The 22,407-nt window shown below is 36.5% G+C and carries 15 protein-coding genes and 1 tRNA gene; 7 read left to right on the top strand and 9 right to left on the bottom strand.

Annotated features, from left to right (window positions below; all coding sequences use genetic code 11):
- Positions 1–318: 318 nt before the first annotated feature.
- The 5 genes from glmS to ACFIK8_RS05615 form a co-directional block, all read right to left on the bottom strand.
- Positions 319–2,142, bottom strand: coding sequence for a glutamine--fructose-6-phosphate transaminase (isomerizing) (gene glmS / locus ACFIK8_RS05635; protein ID WP_375635887.1), 1,824 nt, complete (start codon positions 2,140–2,142; stop codon positions 319–321).
- A 172-nt stretch (positions 2,143–2,314) separates the two neighbouring features.
- A complete protein-coding gene (gene glmU / locus ACFIK8_RS05630) occupies positions 2,315–3,664 on the bottom strand; it encodes a bifunctional UDP-N-acetylglucosamine diphosphorylase/glucosamine-1-phosphate N-acetyltransferase GlmU (protein ID WP_375635886.1) in 1,350 nt (449 codons plus the stop codon).
- A gap of 14 nt (positions 3,665–3,678) precedes the next feature.
- Positions 3,679–4,464: a cytochrome c biogenesis CcdA family protein gene (locus ACFIK8_RS05625; protein WP_273788202.1), complete on the bottom strand. Its 786-nt coding sequence runs from the start codon at positions 4,462–4,464 to the stop codon at positions 3,679–3,681.
- 45 nt (positions 4,465–4,509) lie between these two features.
- A complete protein-coding gene (locus ACFIK8_RS05620; protein WP_375635928.1) occupies positions 4,510–5,496 on the bottom strand; it encodes a carboxypeptidase regulatory-like domain-containing protein in 987 nt (328 codons plus the stop codon).
- 39 nt (positions 5,497–5,535) lie between these two features.
- Positions 5,536–5,859 (bottom strand): HesB/IscA family protein, encoded by a 324-nt coding sequence (locus ACFIK8_RS05615; protein ID WP_375635885.1) that lies wholly within the window; start codon positions 5,857–5,859, stop codon positions 5,536–5,538.
- Positions 5,860–5,967: 108 nt separating this feature from the next.
- On the opposite strand from ACFIK8_RS05615, the gene ACFIK8_RS05610 reads away from it, so the two are divergent.
- The 3 genes from ACFIK8_RS05610 (at position 5,968) to ACFIK8_RS05600 (ending at position 11,647) form a co-directional block, all read left to right on the top strand.
- Positions 5,968–7,170, top strand: a complete 1,203-nt coding sequence (locus tag ACFIK8_RS05610) for a deoxyguanosinetriphosphate triphosphohydrolase (RefSeq protein WP_273788204.1) — start codon at positions 5,968–5,970, stop codon at positions 7,168–7,170.
- Positions 7,171–7,200: 30 nt separating this feature from the next.
- A complete protein-coding gene (argS, locus tag ACFIK8_RS05605; RefSeq protein WP_375635884.1) occupies positions 7,201–8,958 on the top strand; it encodes an arginine--tRNA ligase in 1,758 nt (585 codons plus the stop codon).
- 151 nt (positions 8,959–9,109) lie between these two features.
- A complete protein-coding gene (locus ACFIK8_RS05600; protein WP_375669023.1) occupies positions 9,110–11,647 on the top strand; it encodes an SPOR domain-containing protein in 2,538 nt (845 codons plus the stop codon).
- Between the two features lie 179 nt (positions 11,648–11,826).
- Here the strand turns inward: ACFIK8_RS05600 and ACFIK8_RS05595 are convergent, their stop codons facing one another.
- On the bottom strand, positions 11,827–12,099 hold the full coding sequence (locus ACFIK8_RS05595; RefSeq protein ID WP_015856514.1) for a membrane protein: 273 nt from the start codon (positions 12,097–12,099) through the stop codon (positions 11,827–11,829).
- Positions 12,100–12,404: 305 nt separating this feature from the next.
- Between ACFIK8_RS05595 and ACFIK8_RS05590 the strand changes: the two genes are divergently transcribed.
- Positions 12,405–13,511 (top strand): branched-chain amino acid aminotransferase, encoded by a 1,107-nt coding sequence (locus tag ACFIK8_RS05590; RefSeq protein WP_015856515.1) that lies wholly within the window; start codon positions 12,405–12,407, stop codon positions 13,509–13,511.
- 104 nt (positions 13,512–13,615) lie between these two features.
- On the opposite strand, the gene glpX is transcribed toward ACFIK8_RS05590, so the two are convergent.
- Entirely contained in the window at positions 13,616–14,602 is a 987-nt protein-coding gene (gene glpX, locus ACFIK8_RS05585) for a class II fructose-bisphosphatase (RefSeq protein ID WP_015856516.1), read from the bottom strand.
- A 143-nt stretch (positions 14,603–14,745) separates the two neighbouring features.
- Positions 14,746–16,062 (bottom strand): homoserine dehydrogenase, encoded by a 1,317-nt coding sequence (locus ACFIK8_RS05580; protein ID WP_375635882.1) that lies wholly within the window; start codon positions 16,060–16,062, stop codon positions 14,746–14,748.
- Positions 16,063–17,315: 1,253 nt separating this feature from the next.
- Between ACFIK8_RS05580 and ACFIK8_RS05575 the strand changes: the two genes are divergently transcribed.
- The 3 genes from ACFIK8_RS05575 (at position 17,316) to ACFIK8_RS05565 (ending at position 20,976) form a co-directional block, all read left to right on the top strand.
- A tRNA-Glu gene (locus tag ACFIK8_RS05575) sits at positions 17,316–17,390 on the top strand.
- An 822-nt stretch (positions 17,391–18,212) separates the two neighbouring features.
- Positions 18,213–19,427, top strand: a complete 1,215-nt coding sequence (locus tag ACFIK8_RS05570) for an NADP-dependent isocitrate dehydrogenase (protein WP_375635881.1) — start codon at positions 18,213–18,215, stop codon at positions 19,425–19,427.
- A 121-nt stretch (positions 19,428–19,548) separates the two neighbouring features.
- Positions 19,549–20,976, top strand: a complete 1,428-nt coding sequence (locus ACFIK8_RS05565) for an MFS transporter (protein ID WP_375669022.1) — start codon at positions 19,549–19,551, stop codon at positions 20,974–20,976.
- Positions 20,977–21,019: 43 nt separating this feature from the next.
- On the opposite strand, the gene ACFIK8_RS05560 is transcribed toward ACFIK8_RS05565, so the two are convergent.
- Complete coding sequence (locus ACFIK8_RS05560) at positions 21,020–22,219, bottom strand: MFS transporter (RefSeq protein ID WP_375635879.1); 1,200 nt, start codon at positions 22,217–22,219, stop codon at positions 21,020–21,022.
- Between the last annotated feature and the right edge of the window lie 188 nt (positions 22,220–22,407).

Here is a 22,407-nt window from a genome sequence, read left to right as displayed (position 1 = left end):
GATCTATACAATCCCTTACCATCTTTATGCTTCATGAAAGAGTGACAAACCAACAACAGCATCTTTTCTTTCAATCTAAATTATTCTTGCATTAAAACAGTAGAAGAAATATTGCGCCTTTTTCTATCATTATATTCACATAGCTGATCTATTTTTTGACAGGTCAGAAAATATTTTTTATTTTATCGTAAAGAATTTAGAAAGAAAAATCCCGTCTCCGATATTCTCGTTCAACAGAGAAAAGTGAAAAAAATAAGCTATCATTATAAATCAATTTCTTACACTTGATTATTCTCCCAAAGATTCAGAAATATACTTTTATTCAACCGTGACTGATTTTGCTAAATTACGGGGTTGATCGACATCTGTTCCTAATAAAACAGCCGTATGATAAGCGATTAACTGAACAGGGAGTGCATAAATAATAGGAGAAATAAATTCTGGAACTTCTGGCAAAGTGATCGTTGATAAAGTCTTAAGACAAGCTACTTCTGCTCCTTTTTTATCGGTTATTAAAATAATACGACCATTACGTGCTACCACTTCTTGCATATTAGAAAAAGTTTTTTCAAACCACCGATCATAAGGTGCAACAACAATAACAGGTATTGTCTCATCCACCAAAGCAATTGGTCCATGCTTCAACTCACCCGCCGCATAACCTTCAGCATGAATATAAGAAAGCTCTTTCAATTTAAGGGCTCCCTCCAAAGCAATCGGATAAGAAGTCCCACGTCCCAGATAAAGAACACTTTTTGCATTCACTAAATCACGACAAATACATTCAATTTTGCTCTCTAATTTTAAGACCTCATTTAAAATACGTGGAACTTCTGCCAATTGTTGAACCAATTGCTGTTCCATTTGAACCGAGAGATAGCCACGTTGTTTAGCAGCACTAAGTGCTAGTGAAGCAAGCGTTGCCAATTGACAGGTAAAAGCTTTTGTTGACGCAACACCAATTTCCGGTCCGGCAAGTGTTGGGAGAATAAAATCAGCCTCCCTTGCCATTGTTGATTGCTCTACATTCACAATTGTTGCTGTTTTTACACCCCGCTCACGACAATAACGCAAAGAAGCCAATGTATCAGCTGTCTCACCAGATTGAGAAACAAACAGCGACAACACATCAGACGTTATAGGAGGTTCACGATAACGAAACTCCGAAGCAACATCATTATCAACACTTAAAGCGGCAAATTTCTCAAACCAATAGCGCGCAACTAAGGTTGAATAATAAGCCGTTCCACAACTCGCAAAAAGGAGACGATGAATATTTTTCCAATCAATCAAATTCTCAAATGATCGAACGGCATAATTTCCAAGATCAAGATAATGCGCCAAATTATGAGAAATCACTTCAGGTTGTTCAAACATTTCCTTGTGCATAAAATGACGATGATTACCCTTAGAAATCAATAAAGCCTCTTCAAGTAATGTTGTCACAGGACGTTTTACCGGTTGATTATATACATCATAAATTTTGACGCCTTCCCGTGTGAGAACAGCCCAATCCCCATCTTCCATATAGCTAATATGATCAACGAATGGTGCCAAAGCAATCGCATCTGACCCCACAAAAAATTCATCTTTTCCATAACCAATTGCCAGAGGTGGACCAGAACGAGCCGCAATCATAAGGTTATCTTCACCTTCGAAAATAAGAACAATAGCAAAAGCCCCCTGCAGCCTTTTCCAACTGGTACGTACAGCTTCTTGCGGAGAAAGACCTTCTTTTAATGCACGCGTTATTAAATGTGCAATAACTTCCGTATCCGTCTCTGTTTCAAAGATATAACCATCTTCTATGAGTTCCTTTTGCAATTCTACAAAATTTTCAATAATACCATTATGAACAATCGCAAGCTTTTCAGTCACATGGGGATGCGCATTGCGTTCAACAGCAATTCCATGCGTAGCCCAACGGGTATGACCAATCCCTAAACTTCCCTCAAGAGGTGTTTTTTTTAATTTTTCTTCTAAATAAACAAGCTTCCCCTCAGCACGTACACGATAAAGATGCCCATTATGGACTGTTGCCACCCCAGATGAATCATACCCTCTATATTCAAGACGTTTTAACCCCTCAACCAAAGAGGACGTAACACACCTCTTTCCAATAATTCCAATAATTCCACACATTAAAAAGCTCCAACCCACATCTTAAGATTTAAATCTTATAAAACAATCCAACAGCCTTTATTTAAAACTATAAATAATAAAATAATTCAAACATGGAGTACGGCAATCTTTAAGAATAAACATCCTATCCATCGTTAGATTCACACGAAACAAAGGAATAGACTGAAAATAATCATTTTTTCTGTTTGTTTTCTAACAAGCGCTCTCGAAATTTTGTCGCATAGCCCTCTTTTATAACCTGTCGTGCACGCCCAAAAGCCATACTGTTCATAGGAATATTTTCAGTAATAACACTTCCTGAAGCAACATAAGAGCCATCCCCTATTACTAATGGGGAAACAAGTGCCGTATTAGACCCAACAAAAGCATAATCACCAATCATGGTTTTATATTTGTTAAATCCATCATAATTGCAAGTAATCGTACCGGCTCCAATATTGGTATGTGCACCAATTTCGGCATCACCAATATAACTTAAATGATTGATTTTAGAAGATTCTCCTACCTTAGCTTGTTTGACTTCACAAAAATTTCCAATCTTTACGGACTTCGCCAACTCTGTTCCAGGACGCAAACGTGCATAGGGACCAATCTGTGCATCCTTACCAACCACAGCACCCTCGAGATAACTAAATGCATGAATAACAGCACCAGATTGTACTTTCACGCTTAATCCAAAATAAACATTTGGTTCTATCACCACCCCTGGTTCAATTTCTGTATCATAAGAAAAATAGAGTGTCTCTGGTTTTAAGAGTGTAACACCCGATAACATTAAATCGCGCGCTTTACGTTTTTGCCACAAAGAATCAGCCTCAGAAAGCTCAAGACTGTTATTAATTCCTACAATATCTTCAAAAGGAACTTCAACAACACGCACATCTAATCCTTCGCGTGTTGCAAGAGCAGCAATATCTGTTAAATAATATTCTTTTTTCACATTGTTATTACCAACCTTCTCTAAAAGAGAAAGTGCATGTTTTCCACGCATAGCGAGTATTCCACCGTTACAAAAAGAAATCTTTTTTTCTTCATCGCTAGCGTCTTTTTCTTCTACAATTGCGATCAATTGACCATTTTTCTCGAGAAGACGCCCATAACCTGTTGGATTTTGGGTATGAAAACCTGCAAAAACAACATCTGCTCCATCAGCAAGCTGTGCACGCATTTGGTGCAATGAATCTTGCTGAATGAGAGGCGTATCCCCCAAAACAATGAGAATATCATCCACTTCCTTTTGCAAAGCTAAACGAGCAGATAAAACAGCATGAGCTGTTCCTAAACGCGCTTTTTGTTCAAAAATCATCGCATCTTTTACAAATGACTGAACAACGTGCGTAACCTCCTTAGCACCAAATCCCACAACGACTGCTAATTGTGAAGAGCCTGCCAATTCTATTTGTTTTAGAACATGGCATATAAGAGGCAATCCAGCAATTTTATGAAGTACCTTAGGCAGAGACGATTTCATGCGTGTCCCTTCACCTGCAGCAAGAACAATAGAAAGACAACTTCTAACCATAAAAACACATAAGACTAACGAGAAAATCCAAAAAAATTCATAATATCGTGCCAACGAATATCTTCAATATAACTCAACGAAGGATAATGTTCTAAAAGCCAAAATGAAAGATCCTGCATAGAGCCTGTTAAAAACAAAATCCCTGTAAGAATAAGAAAAACACCAATAATTTTTTCAACTTTTCCTAAATGAATACGAAAAGCTCCTAAAAATCGCATAAAACTGCTCGAAAATAAAGCTGCCAACATAAAAGGAATAGCAAGACCTAATGCATAAACCGCTAATAGAACAGCTCCCTCTCCCACAGTTTCTTTTGTTCCAGCAAGCGTTATAATAGGGCCTAAAATGGGGCCAATACACGGTGTCCAACCAAAAGCGAAAGCTAACCCAATAATATACGCGCCTAAAGGACCAGCAGGTGTTTTTTTGGTCTGAAAACGCGCTTCACGAAATAAAAAAGCGATCTTGAAAATCCCCAAAAAATTTAAACCAAAAATAATAATGACAATTCCAGCAGCAAGGGCGAACCAATCACGATAATAACCAATGAATTTCCCAATTGTGCTAGCACTGGCACCTAAAGCAACAAAAACAGTCGTAAACCCGAGAACAAAAGCAATAACAGAAGACAATAAAGCCCACCGTATAAAGACTTTCTCATCACGATTTTCTGAACGAAAATCATCAATACCAACACCTGCCATATAGCACAAATAAGGAGGAACTAATGGCAAAACACAGGGCGACAAAAAAGAGAGTGCCCCAGCAAAAAACACACCAACTGTTGAAATTTCAATCAAAACTCATACCCCGTCTCTCATCATAGTTTACCCCCATGACAACGATCAATCCACATCTTCATCAATTCGTTGCATATTTTGCTCATTCGCCACCACACTTATATCTTCATCATGACCAGAAACGACTGAAAAAACTTTTTGATAGATTTTATCTTTATTTTTAGCAATTGCAATATACTCTCCCTCCGCTAACACGAGTGAAACATAAGCACCAACTGTTTCATAAACGATATCACCAGAATCATTGGCAAGAGACCAACTTGTATCTGCAAGCGCTTCCCCTCCTTCTTGTCGTACCAGCTTTAAGACAATCTGAGCAGCCTGATGTTCAAGGGTAACTTCTGTCATTTTACCAGCATCCACTTGAATATCGGAACGAGCCGTCGCATTAATAGAACCATAATGGGAAGCAACATGGTAGCGTCCAGCTTTTAAACGTACAACTGATTGGGGTTTAACATTTGATAAAATCACCCCCGTATCATCATTTTCTTTTTCATCCTCATAAATGGTAAAACGTAATTCCTTTTCATTCATTACACCATTAAGCAGTGTTGCATTTAAAATGACACCACCAGCCTCAAGATTAAAGTTTTTTACAAGACTCTGTCCATTTTCTAGGCGAATATGGCGCACAGCACTCATATGACCAAATGAGACATGAACAAGATAACTTCCTGGTTCGAGATCAAAACGTGCACTTCCCCCCTTATGGATTGCCACTAATGGTAATTTATTATCAATCCCTAAAATAGGGGCATAAACCCGCCAGACAAGCCCTTTTTCAATACCCGGATGACTATTTGTTAATCGAGCATTCAAAATGAGTTGTGTTTGAGATGCTAAATTTTCTTTTCCCTGCTCTTGAGACTTTACAATAAAACTCCTTGATTGTCCCTGCTGCTGATCTTGCCCTTCTTCTTCAGAAAAAGCACAGTGACTCCAGATCAATAAAGTAAGCACCACGCACAACCATACACATCGGTGCACTATTTTTATAAGAATACCCATTTTCACATTGTTGACCAACATGATATTTTTTTCAAGAAACAATATCACAAAGCCATCATTTTAGATTGAAAAACTTACACCACAACCACATGATGAAACAGCATTGGGATTGTGGATTTGAAAAGACTGCCCCATAAGATCATCAACAAAATCAATCTCAGCTCCTTCCATGAAAGGAAGTGATAGTAAATCAATAAACACAACTGCCCCATTTTTTTTGAGAACGAGGTCATCTTTACACATGTCAGAAACCAAGTCATATTTATAAGAAAAACCAGAACACCCACCACCTTCAACAGAAATACGTAATGCTATTTTATCGGGTTCACGCAAAAGTATCTGTGCAATTTTTTGGGCAGCAACATCTGAAATTTTCACATTCATTTTATATATCCTTGCATTAAACCATCAAGAAAGAGTATCCCATACTCAAAGAGAAGTTTATTTGTCATAAACCACTCTCAATTTTAAAATGATAATGGGCAGCTTGCAATGGATATAGGCAATATCAACTTCAATTACCAATCTCGAGCAGTGTACAGTGCTCATCCGCAAACAAGCCGTGGTAGATTATTCCATGAAACGATGAGCACCACACGCTCACCTTTTCAACGAGATAGAGATCGTATTATCCATTCTAATGCATTTCGACGTCTTAAACATAAAACGCAAGTGTTTATTGCTGATGAAAGCGATCATTATCGTACTCGCCTAACCCATTCCATAGAGGTCTCTCAAATTGCAAGAACATTAGCCCGTGCCCTGTGCCTTGATGAAGACCTTGCCGAAGCCATTGCCCTTGTTCACGACTTTGGACACACGCCCTTTGGCCATGCTGGAGAAGATGCACTTAATGAAGCCATGGTACATTATGGCGGCTTTGATCATAATGCACAAGCATTACGCATTGTCACAAAACTAGAACAGCGCTATGCAAATTTTGATGGACTTAACCTTACATGGGAAACCCTCGAAGGACTTGTAAAGCATAATGGTCCCCTTTTAGGTCCTCACGCGAAGAATAAGGAGGTTCCTATCGATATTTTACAATACAATGCAGAGCAAGACCTTGCACTCGATTGTTTTGCAGGACTAGAAGCGCAATGTGCTGCTATTGCAGATGATATCGCATACAATGCGCATGATATTGATGATGGTCTACGTTCGCAATTTTTAACACTCGATCAATTTGAACATGTTTCACTAACAGCAGCAATATTAAAAGATATAACAGATGAGCATCCCCACCTCGACCAAGCGCGTCGCGGTTACACACTTGTACGAAGACAAATAACAACCATGGTTGAAGATGTTATCAAACAATCACAAGAAAATTTAGCACGCATCAAACCAACAAGCATAAACGATATTCACCAAGCAAAACAAACTATTGTTACCTTTTCACCAACAATGACCGTTTATGAAAAAGAACTAAAAAACTTTTTATTTAAAAATCTTTACTACCATGAACAAGTTCTTAGTCGTCGCAATGCAGCAAAATGCATTGTACAAAAATTATTCAATTGTTATTATGAAAATCCAAATACAATGCCTGAAAGTTGGCAGAGCAAAACAGTGCACTTAAAAAATCAAGAGTTAGCACGTTTGATTGCTGATTTTCTTTCAGGCATGACAGATCACTACGCTCTACGTGAATATCACCGTTTATTTGACCATACAGATAATTTCGTCTAATGGCTTTTGGCATCATCATGGAAGCTAAATATGAATATCTTTAAAAACTTCGAAAAAAAAATTAAGAGATCAATTGAATTATCTGATATAAAAGGAAAAAATGGAGAAGATCTAGATTTATCAAAAATCACTGTTGATCCTCCGCGTGATTCCTCCCATGGTCATTTATCAACCAATGCTGCTATGGTGCTTGCAAAATCTATTGGAATCAATCCACGTGCACTTGCAGATAAAATCATAGAACTTCTTAAAAATGATTCCTCTATCGAAAATATAGATGTTGCCGGTCCTGGTTTTATAAACATAAAGCTTACAAAATTATTTTGGCAAGATGCTATAAAATCCATGCTTGAATCAGGCACTTCTTATGGTCGTATCCCAATGGGACAAGGAAAACGCGTCAATGTTGAATATGTCTCAGCAAATCCGACAGGACCAATGCACGTAGGACACTGCCGCGGAGCGGTTGTTGGAGATGTTCTCTCCAATTTGCTGCAATTTACGGGCTATAACATTACAAAAGAATATTATATCAATGATGCTGGTCAACAAATCGAAGTCCTCGCCCACTCTGTACTATTGCGCTATCGTGAGGCTCTTGGGCAAGAAATTAATGAAATTCCAGAAGGGCTCTATCCTGGAGAATACTTGATACCATTGGGACAATCGCTTGCTCAAGAGTTTGGTGATCAACTCCTCACGATGGATAAAGATGAAGCCTTATCTCTTGTAAAAGAACGTGCAATTCATGCAATGATGACCATGATTCGCGAAGATTTGGCTGCTCTTAATATTTATCATGATATCTTTTTTTCTGAGCGAATGCTTTATGCAGATAATGCACGCGCCATTCGTAACACCATCAACGACCTCACTTTAAATGGTTATATCTACAAAGGAAAACTCCCCCCTCCCAAGGGACAAAATACAGAAGATTGGGAACCAAGTGAACAAACTTTGTTCCGTTCAACAAATGTTGGTGATGACCAAGACCGTGTTTTAGTTAAATCTGATGGTTCTTACACTTATTTTGCTGCTGATGTTGCTTATTTTCGGGATAAATTTAATCGTCATTTTGATGAAATGATTTATATTCTAGGCGCAGACCATGCTGGCTATGTAAAGCGGCTAGAGGCAATGGCAAAAGCAATTTCTGGGGATAAAGCTAAATTAAGCGTCTTCTTATGTCAATTGGTAAAACTTTTTCGCAACGGTCATCCTGTACGCATGTCAAAAAGAGCAGGATCTTTTGTCACTCTACGCGATGTTGTCGAAGAGGTTGGGCGTGATCCTGTGCGTTTTATGATGCTATACCGTAAGTGTGAAGCACCTCTTGATTTTGATTTTGCAAAAGTAACAGAACAATCAAAAGATAACCCCATCTTTTACGTACAATATGCAAGTGCACGTTGTCACTCAGTCTTTCGTCAAGCACAAGAAGCGCTTCATATTAAAAGCTTTTCAAATGATACATTAATCGCCCATCTTCATCGATTAACAGATGACCATGAAATATTGTTAATACGCAAACTTTCTGAATATCCACGTATCATTGAACAGGCCGTCGTTCATAAGGAACCGCATCGATTAGCGTTTTATCTTTATGACCTTGCTTCCAGCTTTCACACCCATTGGAATAAAGGGAGTGAAAATCTCAATTTACGCTTTATTCAACCTGATGATAAAGAGTTATCCTTTGCAAGATTGGGGTTGATACAAGCTGTTATCAATATTTTATCATCAGGACTTACCATCATAGGAGTCGAAGCACCAATAGAAATGCGTTGAAAAAGTTCTATAAATACATACAATAGGTACTCTATTGATAAACTTTTTCATGTATCCTTGCATGAGAGGGGGAAAATTTATAATTTTAATCTAACAAATCAAAATCAACCATTGATTGCACGCAGATGCAAATCACCATGTGAGAAAAGCTATGAGCGATAACGATCGCAAAAATCTACACGAAACAAAACACGATCATGAACACCATGATCCTTTGGAAAGGCTTACGCGCATTTTTAATCCGCACAAACAAAGCGGAAACCAAAATGAGCAATCTTCTTTACAGACAGATCGATCAACATCTCACCCCGAAACATCATCCCATGATGATGATTTTGATTTGTCCTTTCTAGAAGAGGAACTTGAAAATAATTTAGCACATGACTTACCGTTTGATGATCAAAAAAAACAATGGGACTTGCATGCAACCAGCAACGCAACAGCCTCAGATATTGCACAAACTGTTTCTTTCAACCATTCAAAACAAAATAATTTATCTGAAGAGAAATATTCTTCACCTAGCAGTCATGATGAAGAACAAATTTTAGATGAGCTTTCTCCATTACCAATCCCAAAGAATCAATCCCCTCAACAGAAAACAACAGCAACCAGTGCTGATCCGTTTCTTAAAAAAAATAATCTTATTTCACGATCAGAATCAGAAAATTTCTTTTTTGATAAATCTGAAAGGCGCGAAAATAAGAAAGAGATTCCAGAATCTGTTGAACAAACCAATCGGTTTTCACAAACAAATTCACAACAGCCTAAAACTACGAATATACAACAAACTTATGATGACAATCAAAACCTCTATGACACTCCTGTAAACCATCCCTATAAAATTTCAGCTGATCAAGAAAATTGGATCAAAAAAGATTATTCTGATGTCTCCTCTTCTTATCCTGATATCTCCTCTTCTACAGAGGCAAATGAGTTTTTCTCATCTTCTAACCTTATGTCAGAAAGACAAAACACTGCAAGAAATCAAACAAAAAGTACATTCTCCTCACCTTTGGATTCTCCACCAGTTGATAGACAATCTTATTTAAAGGGGGCTTCACAAGAGGATCATACAACCAATTATCCCCATTTTTTTGAAAAAAACCCTTCACAACAAGAAACTTATAGCGAAAAAGTTCCAATATATAATGAGGCTCAAGCCCAATACATCAATAACACCGAAGGTACCTCTAACCCAAATAGAGAAATTTCATATAATGAAAATAATTCAGATGAGTTTCTTTCCTCATCAGCCTCTTTGAATACAAAACAAACGGATGGCTTTTTTGCCCATAACTATACGCACAGAGATACTCCCCCTCCCAATGTTGATACTTATAAATTTTCAGAGGAAATCGTAGAAAAAACTGGCCCTATTATGGTTCCAGAAGTCCCGTATGAAGCGCCAGAATATGATGTGCCAACTAGTGGTGGTTTAGAAGAAGAATTTGCTGATGTACTTAATGTAGGAAATGTCCCAACGGATAATTTTTCTCAAAAACAACAGAAAAATGAGGTTTTTAGTGAGGTTTTTCATCAGTCTATGCAAAATTCAAAAGAAAGTGTTTATATAAACTCTAAAGAACAAAATTCCGACTATTTTTCTTCTGCCAATATGGAATATAATTTTCCCCCTTTTAGCGAGAATTCATCATACACAAGCTCAAATGAAGTTCCCACGCATCCACCAGCTCCTCCTCCCTTAAAAAGTTTTATTTTTGGTAAAACTTTCATTAAAGGTATTTTTATACTTATTTTAATAGGAATTGGATTTGCTGGTTATTCGCACTTTTTTATGCCATCACAAAAAAATGAAGAAACGATCATTATCCACGCTGATAATGCGCCTTTTAAATTCAAACCAGAAACAACTGAACCGAAAAATGATGTTGCACATAATTTAGATATCTATAAACAAACAACTGAACAAAATGAAAAACAAGAAAACACACAACAATTTCTTATTGATAACTCTGAACAACCTGAAAATTTAAAAGAATTAAATTCTGAAGAATCTTCAAACGCTTCATCTTCTTCTTTAAATGAATCTGATGTTGAAGATGCAGTCACAGAAGCCATAAACCATACTATTCCCACGCAAGAAGTACAAACTGTTATTGTAAATCAAGATGGTACAGTTACACTAGCTCCCGTACATCAAACAAAGAGCAAAACTGCTGCTCAATCTGAAGAAAACATTGATCAAACTCCTAATGAACTTCAAGATTCGTCCCTTGTTTCGTCGCATGATTCGGATATAAACAATCAAGAAATAGACCTTGATCTCAAAAATAATATTGATAAAATAATCGCAGAAAATACTTCTAGCTCAAATATTGAAGAAAAATTTATCCCTATTCCTTCTCATGCAGAAAGAAATACACAAGTTGAAACACCCGCCGCATCTCGCCCCACATCACCAAACAGAGTCGCAGCACAAAATTCAGAAAGTTATTACGTACAACTTGCATCTCAGCCAACGCATGAGCTAGCTAGAAGTTCTTTAAAAAATATGAAATCTAAATTTGGATTCCTTATCGGTGCCCGTTCTTTAAATATTCAACCCGCTTTTATACCAGGAAAAGGTACTTATTACCGTGTTCGGATTCAAACACAAGACCGTAATGAAGCCATAATCCTTTGTGAATCCATTAAAAGTTCTGGAGGAAGTTGCTTCATCACACGCTAAACCAATAATGCAACGGTTGTTAAAACCGTTGCATTATTTATTTCCATACCATTTAATTACTTATCAAAAACTTCAGAAATTAAAATCGTCTAATCTTTTTTATGTCTTTGTTCTGACTTTATTCTTTAATCTACGTCGATTTGCGTCCTATCTAAAAGATTATATTTATGAAAAAATCACTACGTACCCTTATAAGTATAAGGTACAGAAGGAAGCGAATTTAAATCTTTTTTGGGCGTTGTTACGCTTTGGCTTGTTTCTGGAGTATTATAACGCGAACTATGTTCAGGAGATTTTGCAAAAAAAGATCCTAAAAAACCAAAAACAAACCAGATAATAACGACCGCAAGAAGAATAGCAAAAATACCCTTAGCAATTGAAACACGTTGTTCACTATCTCTTCTTTCTGCTGCCATACGTTCTTCATATGTGTGATAATTTTTATCAATCATAGTAGATTCCTTTTCTCAATTCCCTTACCTTTTAATTTCTAGACAATATGCATATATGAAATTATTCAGATACCTATTTTGAGAAAACGATAATTATAGAAAAAAGTTCCAGCTTACTTTATAAAGTTGAGAAAAAGAGGTGAGAGTAGAATTAAAATATCTATAATAGCCTTTGAATTCTATAATAAACCTCTTTGTGTTTTATAATAAAACATTGACACAAAGGTTTTGTTAATAATAGAGTTGTGATCAAAATATCTCATTATTTTTATTAATAAAAATGAAACATACTCAAAAGGTTTTTTATGAAATCTCCTATATCGTCGCTTCCCTTTAAAATAGAAAAACACCCATCTCCTCTGTCAGAAGAAAAATGTGAAGAAATTTTAAAAAATCCCGGTTTTGGTCAATTTTTTACAGACCACATGTGTACTATTCAATGGACTGAAGACAAAGGCTGGCATAATGCCATCATTTCTCAATACAAAGCTTTAGAAATTAACCCTGCAAGTACCGTTTTACATTACGGACAGGAAATTTTTGAGGGTTTAAAAGCATATCGAGCAAAAGATGGGCGCATCTTGCTCTTCCGTCCTGATGCCAATGCACAACGCTTTATAGAATCAGCGAGGCGTTTAGCTATGCCAGAATTGCCAAAAGATATTTTTCTGGATGCCGTTCATCAATTAGTAAAAATTGATCAAAAATGGGTTTCTGATCATCCCAACGCTAGCCTCTATATCCGTCCATTTATGTTTGGCAATGAAAACTTTTTGGGAGTCCGCCCTTCTCAAGAATATCTTTTTTGTATCATAGCCTCTCCAGTTGAATCCTATTTCAAAGGAGAAGAAAAATCTGTCAGTGTATGGATTGAAACAGATTATAGCCGCGCTGGTCCAGGGGGCACAGGCGCTGCAAAATGTGGCGGAAACTATGCAGCAAGCTTACTGGCACAAAAGTGTGCAACGCAAAATAATTGTAGCCAAGTACTCTTTCTTGATATGATTGAACATAAATGGATTGAAGAACTTGGTGGTATGAATGTCTGCTTTATTATGGCAGATAGTACACTTGTAACCCCTGCGCTTAACGGCACTATTCTTCCAGGGATAACTCGTGATTCAATCTTAAGATTAGCTCAACAAATGGGATTAAAAATAGAAGAGCGTCCTTATTCTTTTGCAGCGCTTCAAGAAGATGCAAAGAGTGGACACCTTAAAGAAGTCTTTGCTTGTGGTACAGCTGCCGTTGTCACATCAATTGGTCGTTTTAAATATAAAGGGGGAGAATTTATTATTGGAAATGAAACAGTTGGAGAAGTTACAAAGCAGCTTCGTACACAATTGGTTGGCCTTCAAAAAGGGAACATAGAAGATAAAAATGGCTGGGTTCATTCTGTCCAGCTCTCATAATAATAAGATATTCTCATATCTATAAATGCTTCCATGAAAATAGATTCATGGAAGCGTATTTCCTAAAAAACTCCCTCTATTTTTAATGACGAAAAAAGAAAACATTAATCAAATTTTGAATGATCTCTATGCTGCGCTTTAATATTACGGACTGTACCCGTATGGGAGCGCATTACGAGAGTTTCCGTTTGAATGTAACGAGATGTAAATTTAACACCAGAAAGCATATTGCCATCTGTCACCCCTGTTGCTGCAAACAAAACATCACCCTTTGCCATTTCTTCCATTGTATAAGCTTTATTGGGATCACTAATCCCCATTTTAGCTGCACGAGCAATTTTCTCTTCTGTATCTAGCAGCAAACGACCTTGCATCTGTCCTCCAATGCAGCGCAAAGCAGCAGAAGCTAAAACACCTTCAGGTGCTCCCCCAATCCCCATATAGATATCAATACCTGTTTCTTCTGGATCAGTTGTATCAATAACAGCAGCAACATCTCCATCCCCAATCAAGCGAATCGATGCCCCTGTCGCTCGTACTTCATTAATTAATTTTTCATGACGAGGCCTATCCATAATACAAACAACAATCTGATTAACAGCCACTCCTTTAGCCTTCGCAAGAGCATGGATATTATCGGTAGGACAAGCATCTATATCTACTACTCCCTTTGGATAACCAGGACCAATAGCAATTTTTTTCATATAAACATCAGGAGCGTAAAGGAGATTACCTTTTTCAGCAATTGCAACTACTGCCAAAGAATTGGCAATATTTTTAGCACAAAGTGTTGTTCCCTCTAATGGATCAAGTGCAATATCGATCGCCAATCCACTTTGAAGACCTACTTTTTCTCCAATATAAAGCATAGGCGCTTCATCCCGCTCACCTTCACCAATCACCACTGTACCATCAATAGGCAATCGATTAAGTTCCTGCCGCATTGCATCTACAGCAGCCTGATCCGCAGCTTTTTCATCGCCACGCCCGCGCCAGCGTGCAGCAGCAACAGCAGCACGTTCAGTAACACGTACCAATTCAAGCGTCAAAATACGATCAAGTCCATTTAAAATCTTCTGAGTTGTGGGCATATGAAAAAATCCTACCGAATGAATACCAGAAAAAATATGAGTCCTTATTAAATACTAAGAATAAAGTTTTTGGCAAAGATGAAAATTTTCCACAAGAGACAAAAGAACTCAAGCTTGCCTTTTTGTCATTATCAAGAAAGTTATCAATTCTCTGCCATAGGCTCAATACGAATAAATTGAGATTTTGCAACAAGATGTCCATCTTTTTCAATTTCTGCAAGTGCCTGTCGTACATTCACCTCTGTTGTTTCATGCGTAATTAAAATAATTGTTTTTTCAATTTGATCTTCTACAAAAGATCTTTGAACAATCGACTCCAATGAGATGTGATTATCAGCCATATGCCTTGCAACCGCGGCAAAAACACCAGTACGATCATGAACATTTAAACGAATAAAATAACCCCCTGCATGATGAGAAATACGTGCTTTTTTATGAGGAGTAAGTTCTAATGCTGGACGTCTTAAAACAGGTGCATACTGAAAACCAGAACGCGCTTTTGCTATATCAGCCAAATCACCAATAACGGCTGATGCTGTTGCCATTCCTCCGGCGCCAGGACCAGAAAACAGTAATTCACCTAATAAATCACTTTGAATAGAAAGAGCATTGGTTACGCCATTTATCTGTGCAATCATTGAAGATGTTGGTACCATTGTCGGATGAACGCGTTGCTCTATTCCAGAATCCGTTTTTAATGCAACCCCTAAAAGCTTAATCCGATACCCTAATTCATCAGCTGCTCGAATATCAATTTGCGAAATATTATGAATTCCTTCAACATAAACATCATCTAACGAAACAGCTGTTCCAAATGCCAAGCTTGTCAACAAAGCTAATTTATGAGCAGTATCATTTCCCTCAATATCAAAACTTGGATCTGCTTCAGCATACCCAAGTCTCTGTGCATCTGCTAAACAATCTTTAAATGAAAGACCTTCCGTAAACATGCGTGTTAATATATAATTACAGGTTCCATTGAGAATACCATAAATTCGAGATATGTGATTACTGACAAGTGATTCTCTCATCGCTTTGATAACAGGAATTCCCCCTGCAACAGCTGCTTCAAAATGAAGAAAAATACCTTTTTTTTCTGCAATTATAGCCAGCTCTACTCCATGTCGAGCAAGAAGGGCTTTATTGGCTGTTACAACATGATGTCCCGCCTCAAGCGCTCTCTTAACAGCGGTGTACACCACATCCAATTCACCACCAATTAACTCTACAAAAACATCAATCTCATTAGAAGCAGCCAACTCCACAGCTGAATCAAACCATTTTATATCACTGAGATCAATTCCACGATTACGGTTTTTATCGCGCGCACTAACAGCAACGACTTTGATAAATCGCCCACATTGACAAGCTAAACTATTCGCTTTTTCACATAGAGCTCGAACAACTGAAGTACCAACCGTACCAAGTCCCGCAACACCAACTTTTAAAGCTTCTGCCATTATTAACCACTGATCCCTATCTTCACTGAAAAATCGTTTAAATGATGTGCCAATCAACACAAAGAGTACTTAAATCCATAAGAACAAAAGAAATATTCCGCTCTATTCACTTCATGTTCTCCAATAGAATTATCCCCGCTTGTTCAATCAACATTCCTAAAAATATAATATTTATTGTCTTCAAAGATTTCAGAATCTTTATAAAATATCTAATTCAGAATAAAAATCTGTAAAACTGATAAATGCAAGTTGCCATAAAGAAAAGTTCTAAAAAATAATCAATAACAAGTTAAAGAATATTAAGGACTTAGTAAGAAAGAATAAAAACATCTCTTCTAAATTAACAAATACGGAACAAAAAACATTCTTTCATATGATAAATTAAGAGAATGGATAAAACAAAGTAGATCAGTAAATAATAACACATTTCTTCCTACCATTCCATAGTTTGAAATATAAATCTTTAATGCAAAAATCTTAATGCACTTATATATCAAAATAGAACCTTACATTAAAGTAAAAAACAAGACTTAATATGTGCACACCATAATTCTGAAATGTTATAAATATGGAGAATAAATTTGCAAAACTCAAATATTTTACCTAAACTTACTGCCACCCCTTTGAAAAACTAGCGAATTGAAATGACAAAAACCTCAATCTACCCTTTACCCATGCTAATTCATTTTCAAATAAATAACCTTCTCAACATTTGAGGGAACAAATGAAGGGGTTTTAATTTTAATTTCCTTATAAACATGTAAAAGTAAAGATAAGAAAAATATTTTTAATATATTCTGTAAAAATTGCTTTAATATTTTCATTTTCATCATACAGAATCTATTTATATTTTTAAAACTGAAACTAAGCTATGGCTTATGCCTCAAAAAACTTTTGTATGATTGGTATTATTTGTTTATTTGGTAATAAATATTGTCTTTTTACTTCACAAATTATACAGTTTTTTGCTTTATGATAAGTTCAAATGAGAAATCTTCTGTATAAAGGCTCTTTCAGGCAAGTTAAATAATATTCTCATGTGCAAGCAAAGATAACAAACGATAAAATATGCAAAAAATAAACACATTTAAAATAATATTTTGATCATTTTTGCCTACTACTCAAACTGAAAAGAAACAATCCAAACAGGAATTGCTCAAAAATTATTCAATAAAACACACTTTTTTCAAAAAAAATGACACAGAGGGCTTGCGAAGTAAAAAGATCCTCTCTATAAGCCTCATCAATGGTTTGCGCCCATCGTCTAGCGGTTAGGACATCGCCCTTTCACGGCGGAAACAGGGGTTCGATTCCCCTTGGGCGTACCATCATCTTTTTTTCTATGTGTAATACATTCATTTTATTCGTATTTTAAAAAATGAGGAATGCATAAATAAAAACGAGGGAATAAGATTTTTAAAGGGATCTCTTCGTAAAAAAGATACAAGAATCATTAGATAACTGATTTCTTTGTTGCATTTCGAGGATAGTGTTTTACTGCGCACAGTTAATAACAATAAAAATCGATAAAATATAAAAATTAGAGGGTTCTAGCTCGTGATCCGGTGAGTTTATAAGCCATATTCTTGCGTATACCGTTAATTTTTAAATTAAAACCAGCCACATCATTTATACGTTTCTTCCAACCTTCAAAACTGAAATTTACCCCAAAACGCATTTTATATGAAGCATTTCTAATTACAGTGCCTGTGCATCACATTAAACTTTTCTATAAACAAGCAGACCGTAATCTTAGAATTGAAATGCGATATAAAAATAGATTCTTATTCACCTAACACAACAAATCAAGAAACTATAATTTAGAATACGATCAACTTATTAAATGGAAACTCTGATAATAAAAATGCATAATCCCTGCCCCCAGTGATCTAACTACCTTATCTATTAAACAGATTCTTCATCAATCATAGAATAATTATAGATTTGCAAACACATCACTTCTTTTCAAAAAACTTCTATTCAAAAATTAAACCCTCCAACAAAATTTACACTCTATTGATAATATATTCTAAAAATTGATAATATATTCTAAAAGCTCATATTTGAATGCTTTTTTCCCTTGTTTTTACTTTTCATTATAAACTTGAAAGTGCTATAAAGTAGTATCGCTTAAAAAAAAAGGACTTCTAATGGCAAAGATCAAAATAGAAAACCCCGTTGTTGAACTTGATGGGGATGAGATGACCCGTATCATCTGGAAATATATCAAAGATAAATTAATCCATCCCTATCTCGACATTGATCTCAAATATTATGATCTTTCCGTCGAAAATCGTGATGCAACCAATGATCAGGTAACAATCGATTCTGCCAATGCTATCAAAAAATATGGGGTTGGTATAAAATGTGCAACCATCACACCTGATGAGGCACGCGTTAAAGAATTTAACCTAAAAAAAATGTGGAAATCACCTAATGGCACAATTCGCAATATTTTAGGAGGAGTCATTTTTCGCGAACCCATTATCTGTAAAAACGTCCCTCGCCTTGTTCCTAACTGGACAAAGCCAATTATTATCGGACGTCACGCTTTTGGTGATCAGTACAAGGCAACAGATTTTAAATTTCCAGGAAAAGGGAAATTAAGTATTAAATTTGTAGGTGATGACAATCAAGTTATTGAACATGATGTTTTTGATGCCCCAAGCGCAGGGGTTGCTATGGCTATGTATAACCTTGACGAGTCAATTCGTGATTTTGCCCGCGCATCCTTTAATTATGGACTACAACGGAATGTTCCAGTTTATCTTTCAACAAAAAATACCATTCTAAAAACTTACGATGGTCGTTTTAAAGATATCTTTCAAGAAATATTTGATACGGAATTTAAAACTGAATTTGAAAACCGTAAATTATATTACGAACACCGCCTCATTGATGATATGGTTGCTTCTGCACTTAAATGGTCAGGGGGCTATGTATGGGCATGTAAAAACTATGATGGTGATGTTCAATCTGATATTGTTGCTCAAGGCTTTGGTTCCCTTGGTCTCATGACCTCTGTTCTTATGACACCAGATGGTAAAATTGTTGAAGCAGAAGCAGCACACGGCACAGTAACACGCCATTACCGTCAGCATCAAAGAGGCGAAGAAACATCAACAAATTCTATCGCATCTATTTTCGCATGGACACGTGGACTGGCGCACCGTGCTAAACTAGATAACAACGAGAAATTAAAAAACTTCGCCAAAACATTAGAAGAAGTTTGTATTAAGACCGTTGAAGAAGGTTTTATGACCAAAGATCTCGCGCTTTTGATTGGACCTAAACAAAAATGGCTTTCTACAACAGGTTTTCTTGATAAAATTGATGAAAATCTTAAAAAAGCTGTGAACAATTAAGTTATCACTTCATTTAAATTCCAAAGCTCTGCGAAAGGAGGGCTTTGAATCTTTTCTTGGCAAATTCAGATAACTGCCTTATAAATAAAAAAGGTCAACTCTTTACTGAATAGCAAAAACAGTGAAAAAAAAAAGCTGGTCTGCACTTTTATTAGGTAAAAATGGTATTCGCTTTTTAACGTTTATAGGCGGTGTAGTGTTGCACGCTACTAACGTTTATGTGGTTATTACTATTTTACCCTCTCTTATGAGTGATCTTGGCGATGGACTGTATTATTCTTGGGTGGCAACTGTTTTTATTACAGCGTCGCTCCTTGGGACTTCGCTTGCAACAAAAATATTAGAGAAAACAGGTCCTCGCAAAGCTTATGTGATCTCTGGTTTTATTTTTACTTTTGGTACCTTCATATGTGCTACAGCTTCGGCTATGCCATTATTTTTAATAGGGCGCTTTATTCAAGGATTTGGAAGCGGCTCTTTACTATCCCTATCCTATTCTATGGTGCGTCTTGTTTTTAGTCCATCTGTATGGTCACATGCATTGAGTATCATCTCTGGAATGTGGGGAATATCAACCTTGTTAGGACCAGCTATCGGTGGCATTTCTGTACATTATGGCGTATGGAGAGCATCCTTTTGGGTTATCGGCATATTAGCGATAATCTTCTTGCTCATAGCTCTTAAAGTTTTACCAAAAGAAAATGAAAGAGAGATTCCAACATCCCCTTTTCCTCTCCTACAACTCTCCATACTCATCTTATTAATTTTTATTATTTCTGCTGGTAGTGCTATAAATACCACAATTGCGCAAATTTGCGGATTAGTTATTGGATTAACCCTTTTCTTTGTTCTAGCAAAGATCGAATCATCCACACTTCATCCCATGTTACCGCATAAATCCTTTTCCTTCTCTTCTGAGTTTTTTTCTATTTATGCATTGATACTCGTTATGACGACAGTCGTGTATAGCGTAGAGCTTTATTTTCCACTTTTTCTTCAAGAGCTTCATGGACAAGCCCCACTTATTGCTGGTTATATAGCGTCACTCATGAGCTTAGGCTGGACATGCGGTTCTCTATCAAGTGCTGGTATATCCGCAAAAAAAGTTCGCAGCATTATTGTGTATTCCCCCATATTAAGCCTTTTCGGTATAAGCAGTCTTTTATGGCTCATTCCAATAAAAGATTCTACATCTGAACATATTTTTATCATTTGCTTAGCATTGTTTTCTATCGGGATTAGCGCAGGCATAGCGTGGCCGCATTTGTTAACACGGATCTTACAATGTGCAAACAATGAAGATACTCTACGTGCTAGCGAATCCCTTACCTCTGTACAGCTATTTTCAGCCGCGTTAAGTGCAACACTTGCAGGAACAATCACCAATTTTGCTGGTCTCTTTAATCCTGGAGGAATAGTAGGAATGATTTCAGCCGCCAAGACTCTTCTTGTCGTACTCATCGGTCTTTTATTTTGTCTTGGTATTCCATTTGCTCTACGCGTTTCCTATAGCATATTAAAAAACCCAACAGGACAATCAAATAACTAAATAAATAAAAAAATATTTTTTCTCTTAATAGTTAAAAGAAATGTTAAGTATGCTTCTCCATATACCATGAGACGCAAAAAATCATTAATCCACACAAAGTCAGAACACTTCCTAAAATAGCTGTATATTCATAACTATAGCCCAATTTTAAAACTAATGCTCCAGATTCTGCACCAAGAGCGTTGGCAATATTAAAAGCAGACTGCATTAATGCTCCTGCCAAAATCTGTCCCTGTAGTGCAACATCCATAATTTTTGTTTGTATAGAAGGCATAGCAGCAAAAGAAGTCCCAACAAAAAAGCATCCTACTGCCGCTGTTAACGGAGCATAGGATAAAAAGAAAAAAAGAAAAAAAACAAATACGCTCCAAAGCATAGAAAAAAATATCATCGGCGAAATACCAATTTTAACAGCTAATTTAGGCCCCAAGAGATTTCCTACCACCATTCCCAATCCAACTAGCGGCATGATAAATGGTACCCACTCAAGTGAAACACCAGAAATATGCATTAATGTTGACTTGATATAAGTGAAAACAGAAAATAATCCTGACGCTCCCACCGAAACCATAAACAAAAGAAGCCATACCTGCTTTTGCTTTAATGCACCCATTTCGTGCAAAGGATTCGTTTTTGGAAAACTTAAATCACAAGGCAAAAAATTCCAAATAAGCAAACAACATAATAAAGCAATCATACCAACAAGGACAAAAGCAATCTGCCAACCAATAAGTTGACCAATCCAAGTAGCACTGGGTGCTCCCAAAACGGTTGCAATTGTTAAGCCAAGCATAACATATCCAACAGCTTTAGAACGTTCTTTCATTTCTACCATTGAAGAGGCAACCATAGCCGCAAGTCCAAAATAGATTCCATGGGGAAGTCCACTGAGAAAGCGTAATACTACTAATATGCTAAAATCAGAAACAAAGGCACTAGCAATATTTGCTAAAGCATAAAAAAGCATCAATCCTATCAAAACAGTTTTGCGTGATACCTGAGCTGTTGCCACAGCTAAAAGAGGTGCTCCAATCACAACTCCTAATGCATAAGCAGAAATATATTGACCAGCGGTAGGAATATCAACATATGAACTTCGTGCCATCTCTGGCAGTAGCCCCATTGCAACAAACTCTGCAGTACCAATAGCAAAACTCCCCACGGCAAGAGCTAAAATTATTAAACGCCGTATTCTCGAATCAATTCCCAATGCAAGAACTTTTTGTTTATAAGAATCCCTCATATCATCACTTCTGGATAAGAGTTTTAACTGTAGATATCTGTAATATACACAAACAAAAATTCAAAACATTGTTATACGCATGCCCAATAGTCCCCAATAAAGTTTTAGAAATATTTTGATATATAAAGCATTTTATGGAGTTTTAAGTAAGTTCTTTAACGGAAAATCTTTGAAAACCTCAAAGTTAT

The organism is Bartonella sp. MR168JLCBS (assembly GCF_042194175.1).
The sequence above is the reverse complement of the archived record's forward strand: the minus strand, read 5'-3'. Positions and strand labels throughout refer to the sequence as shown.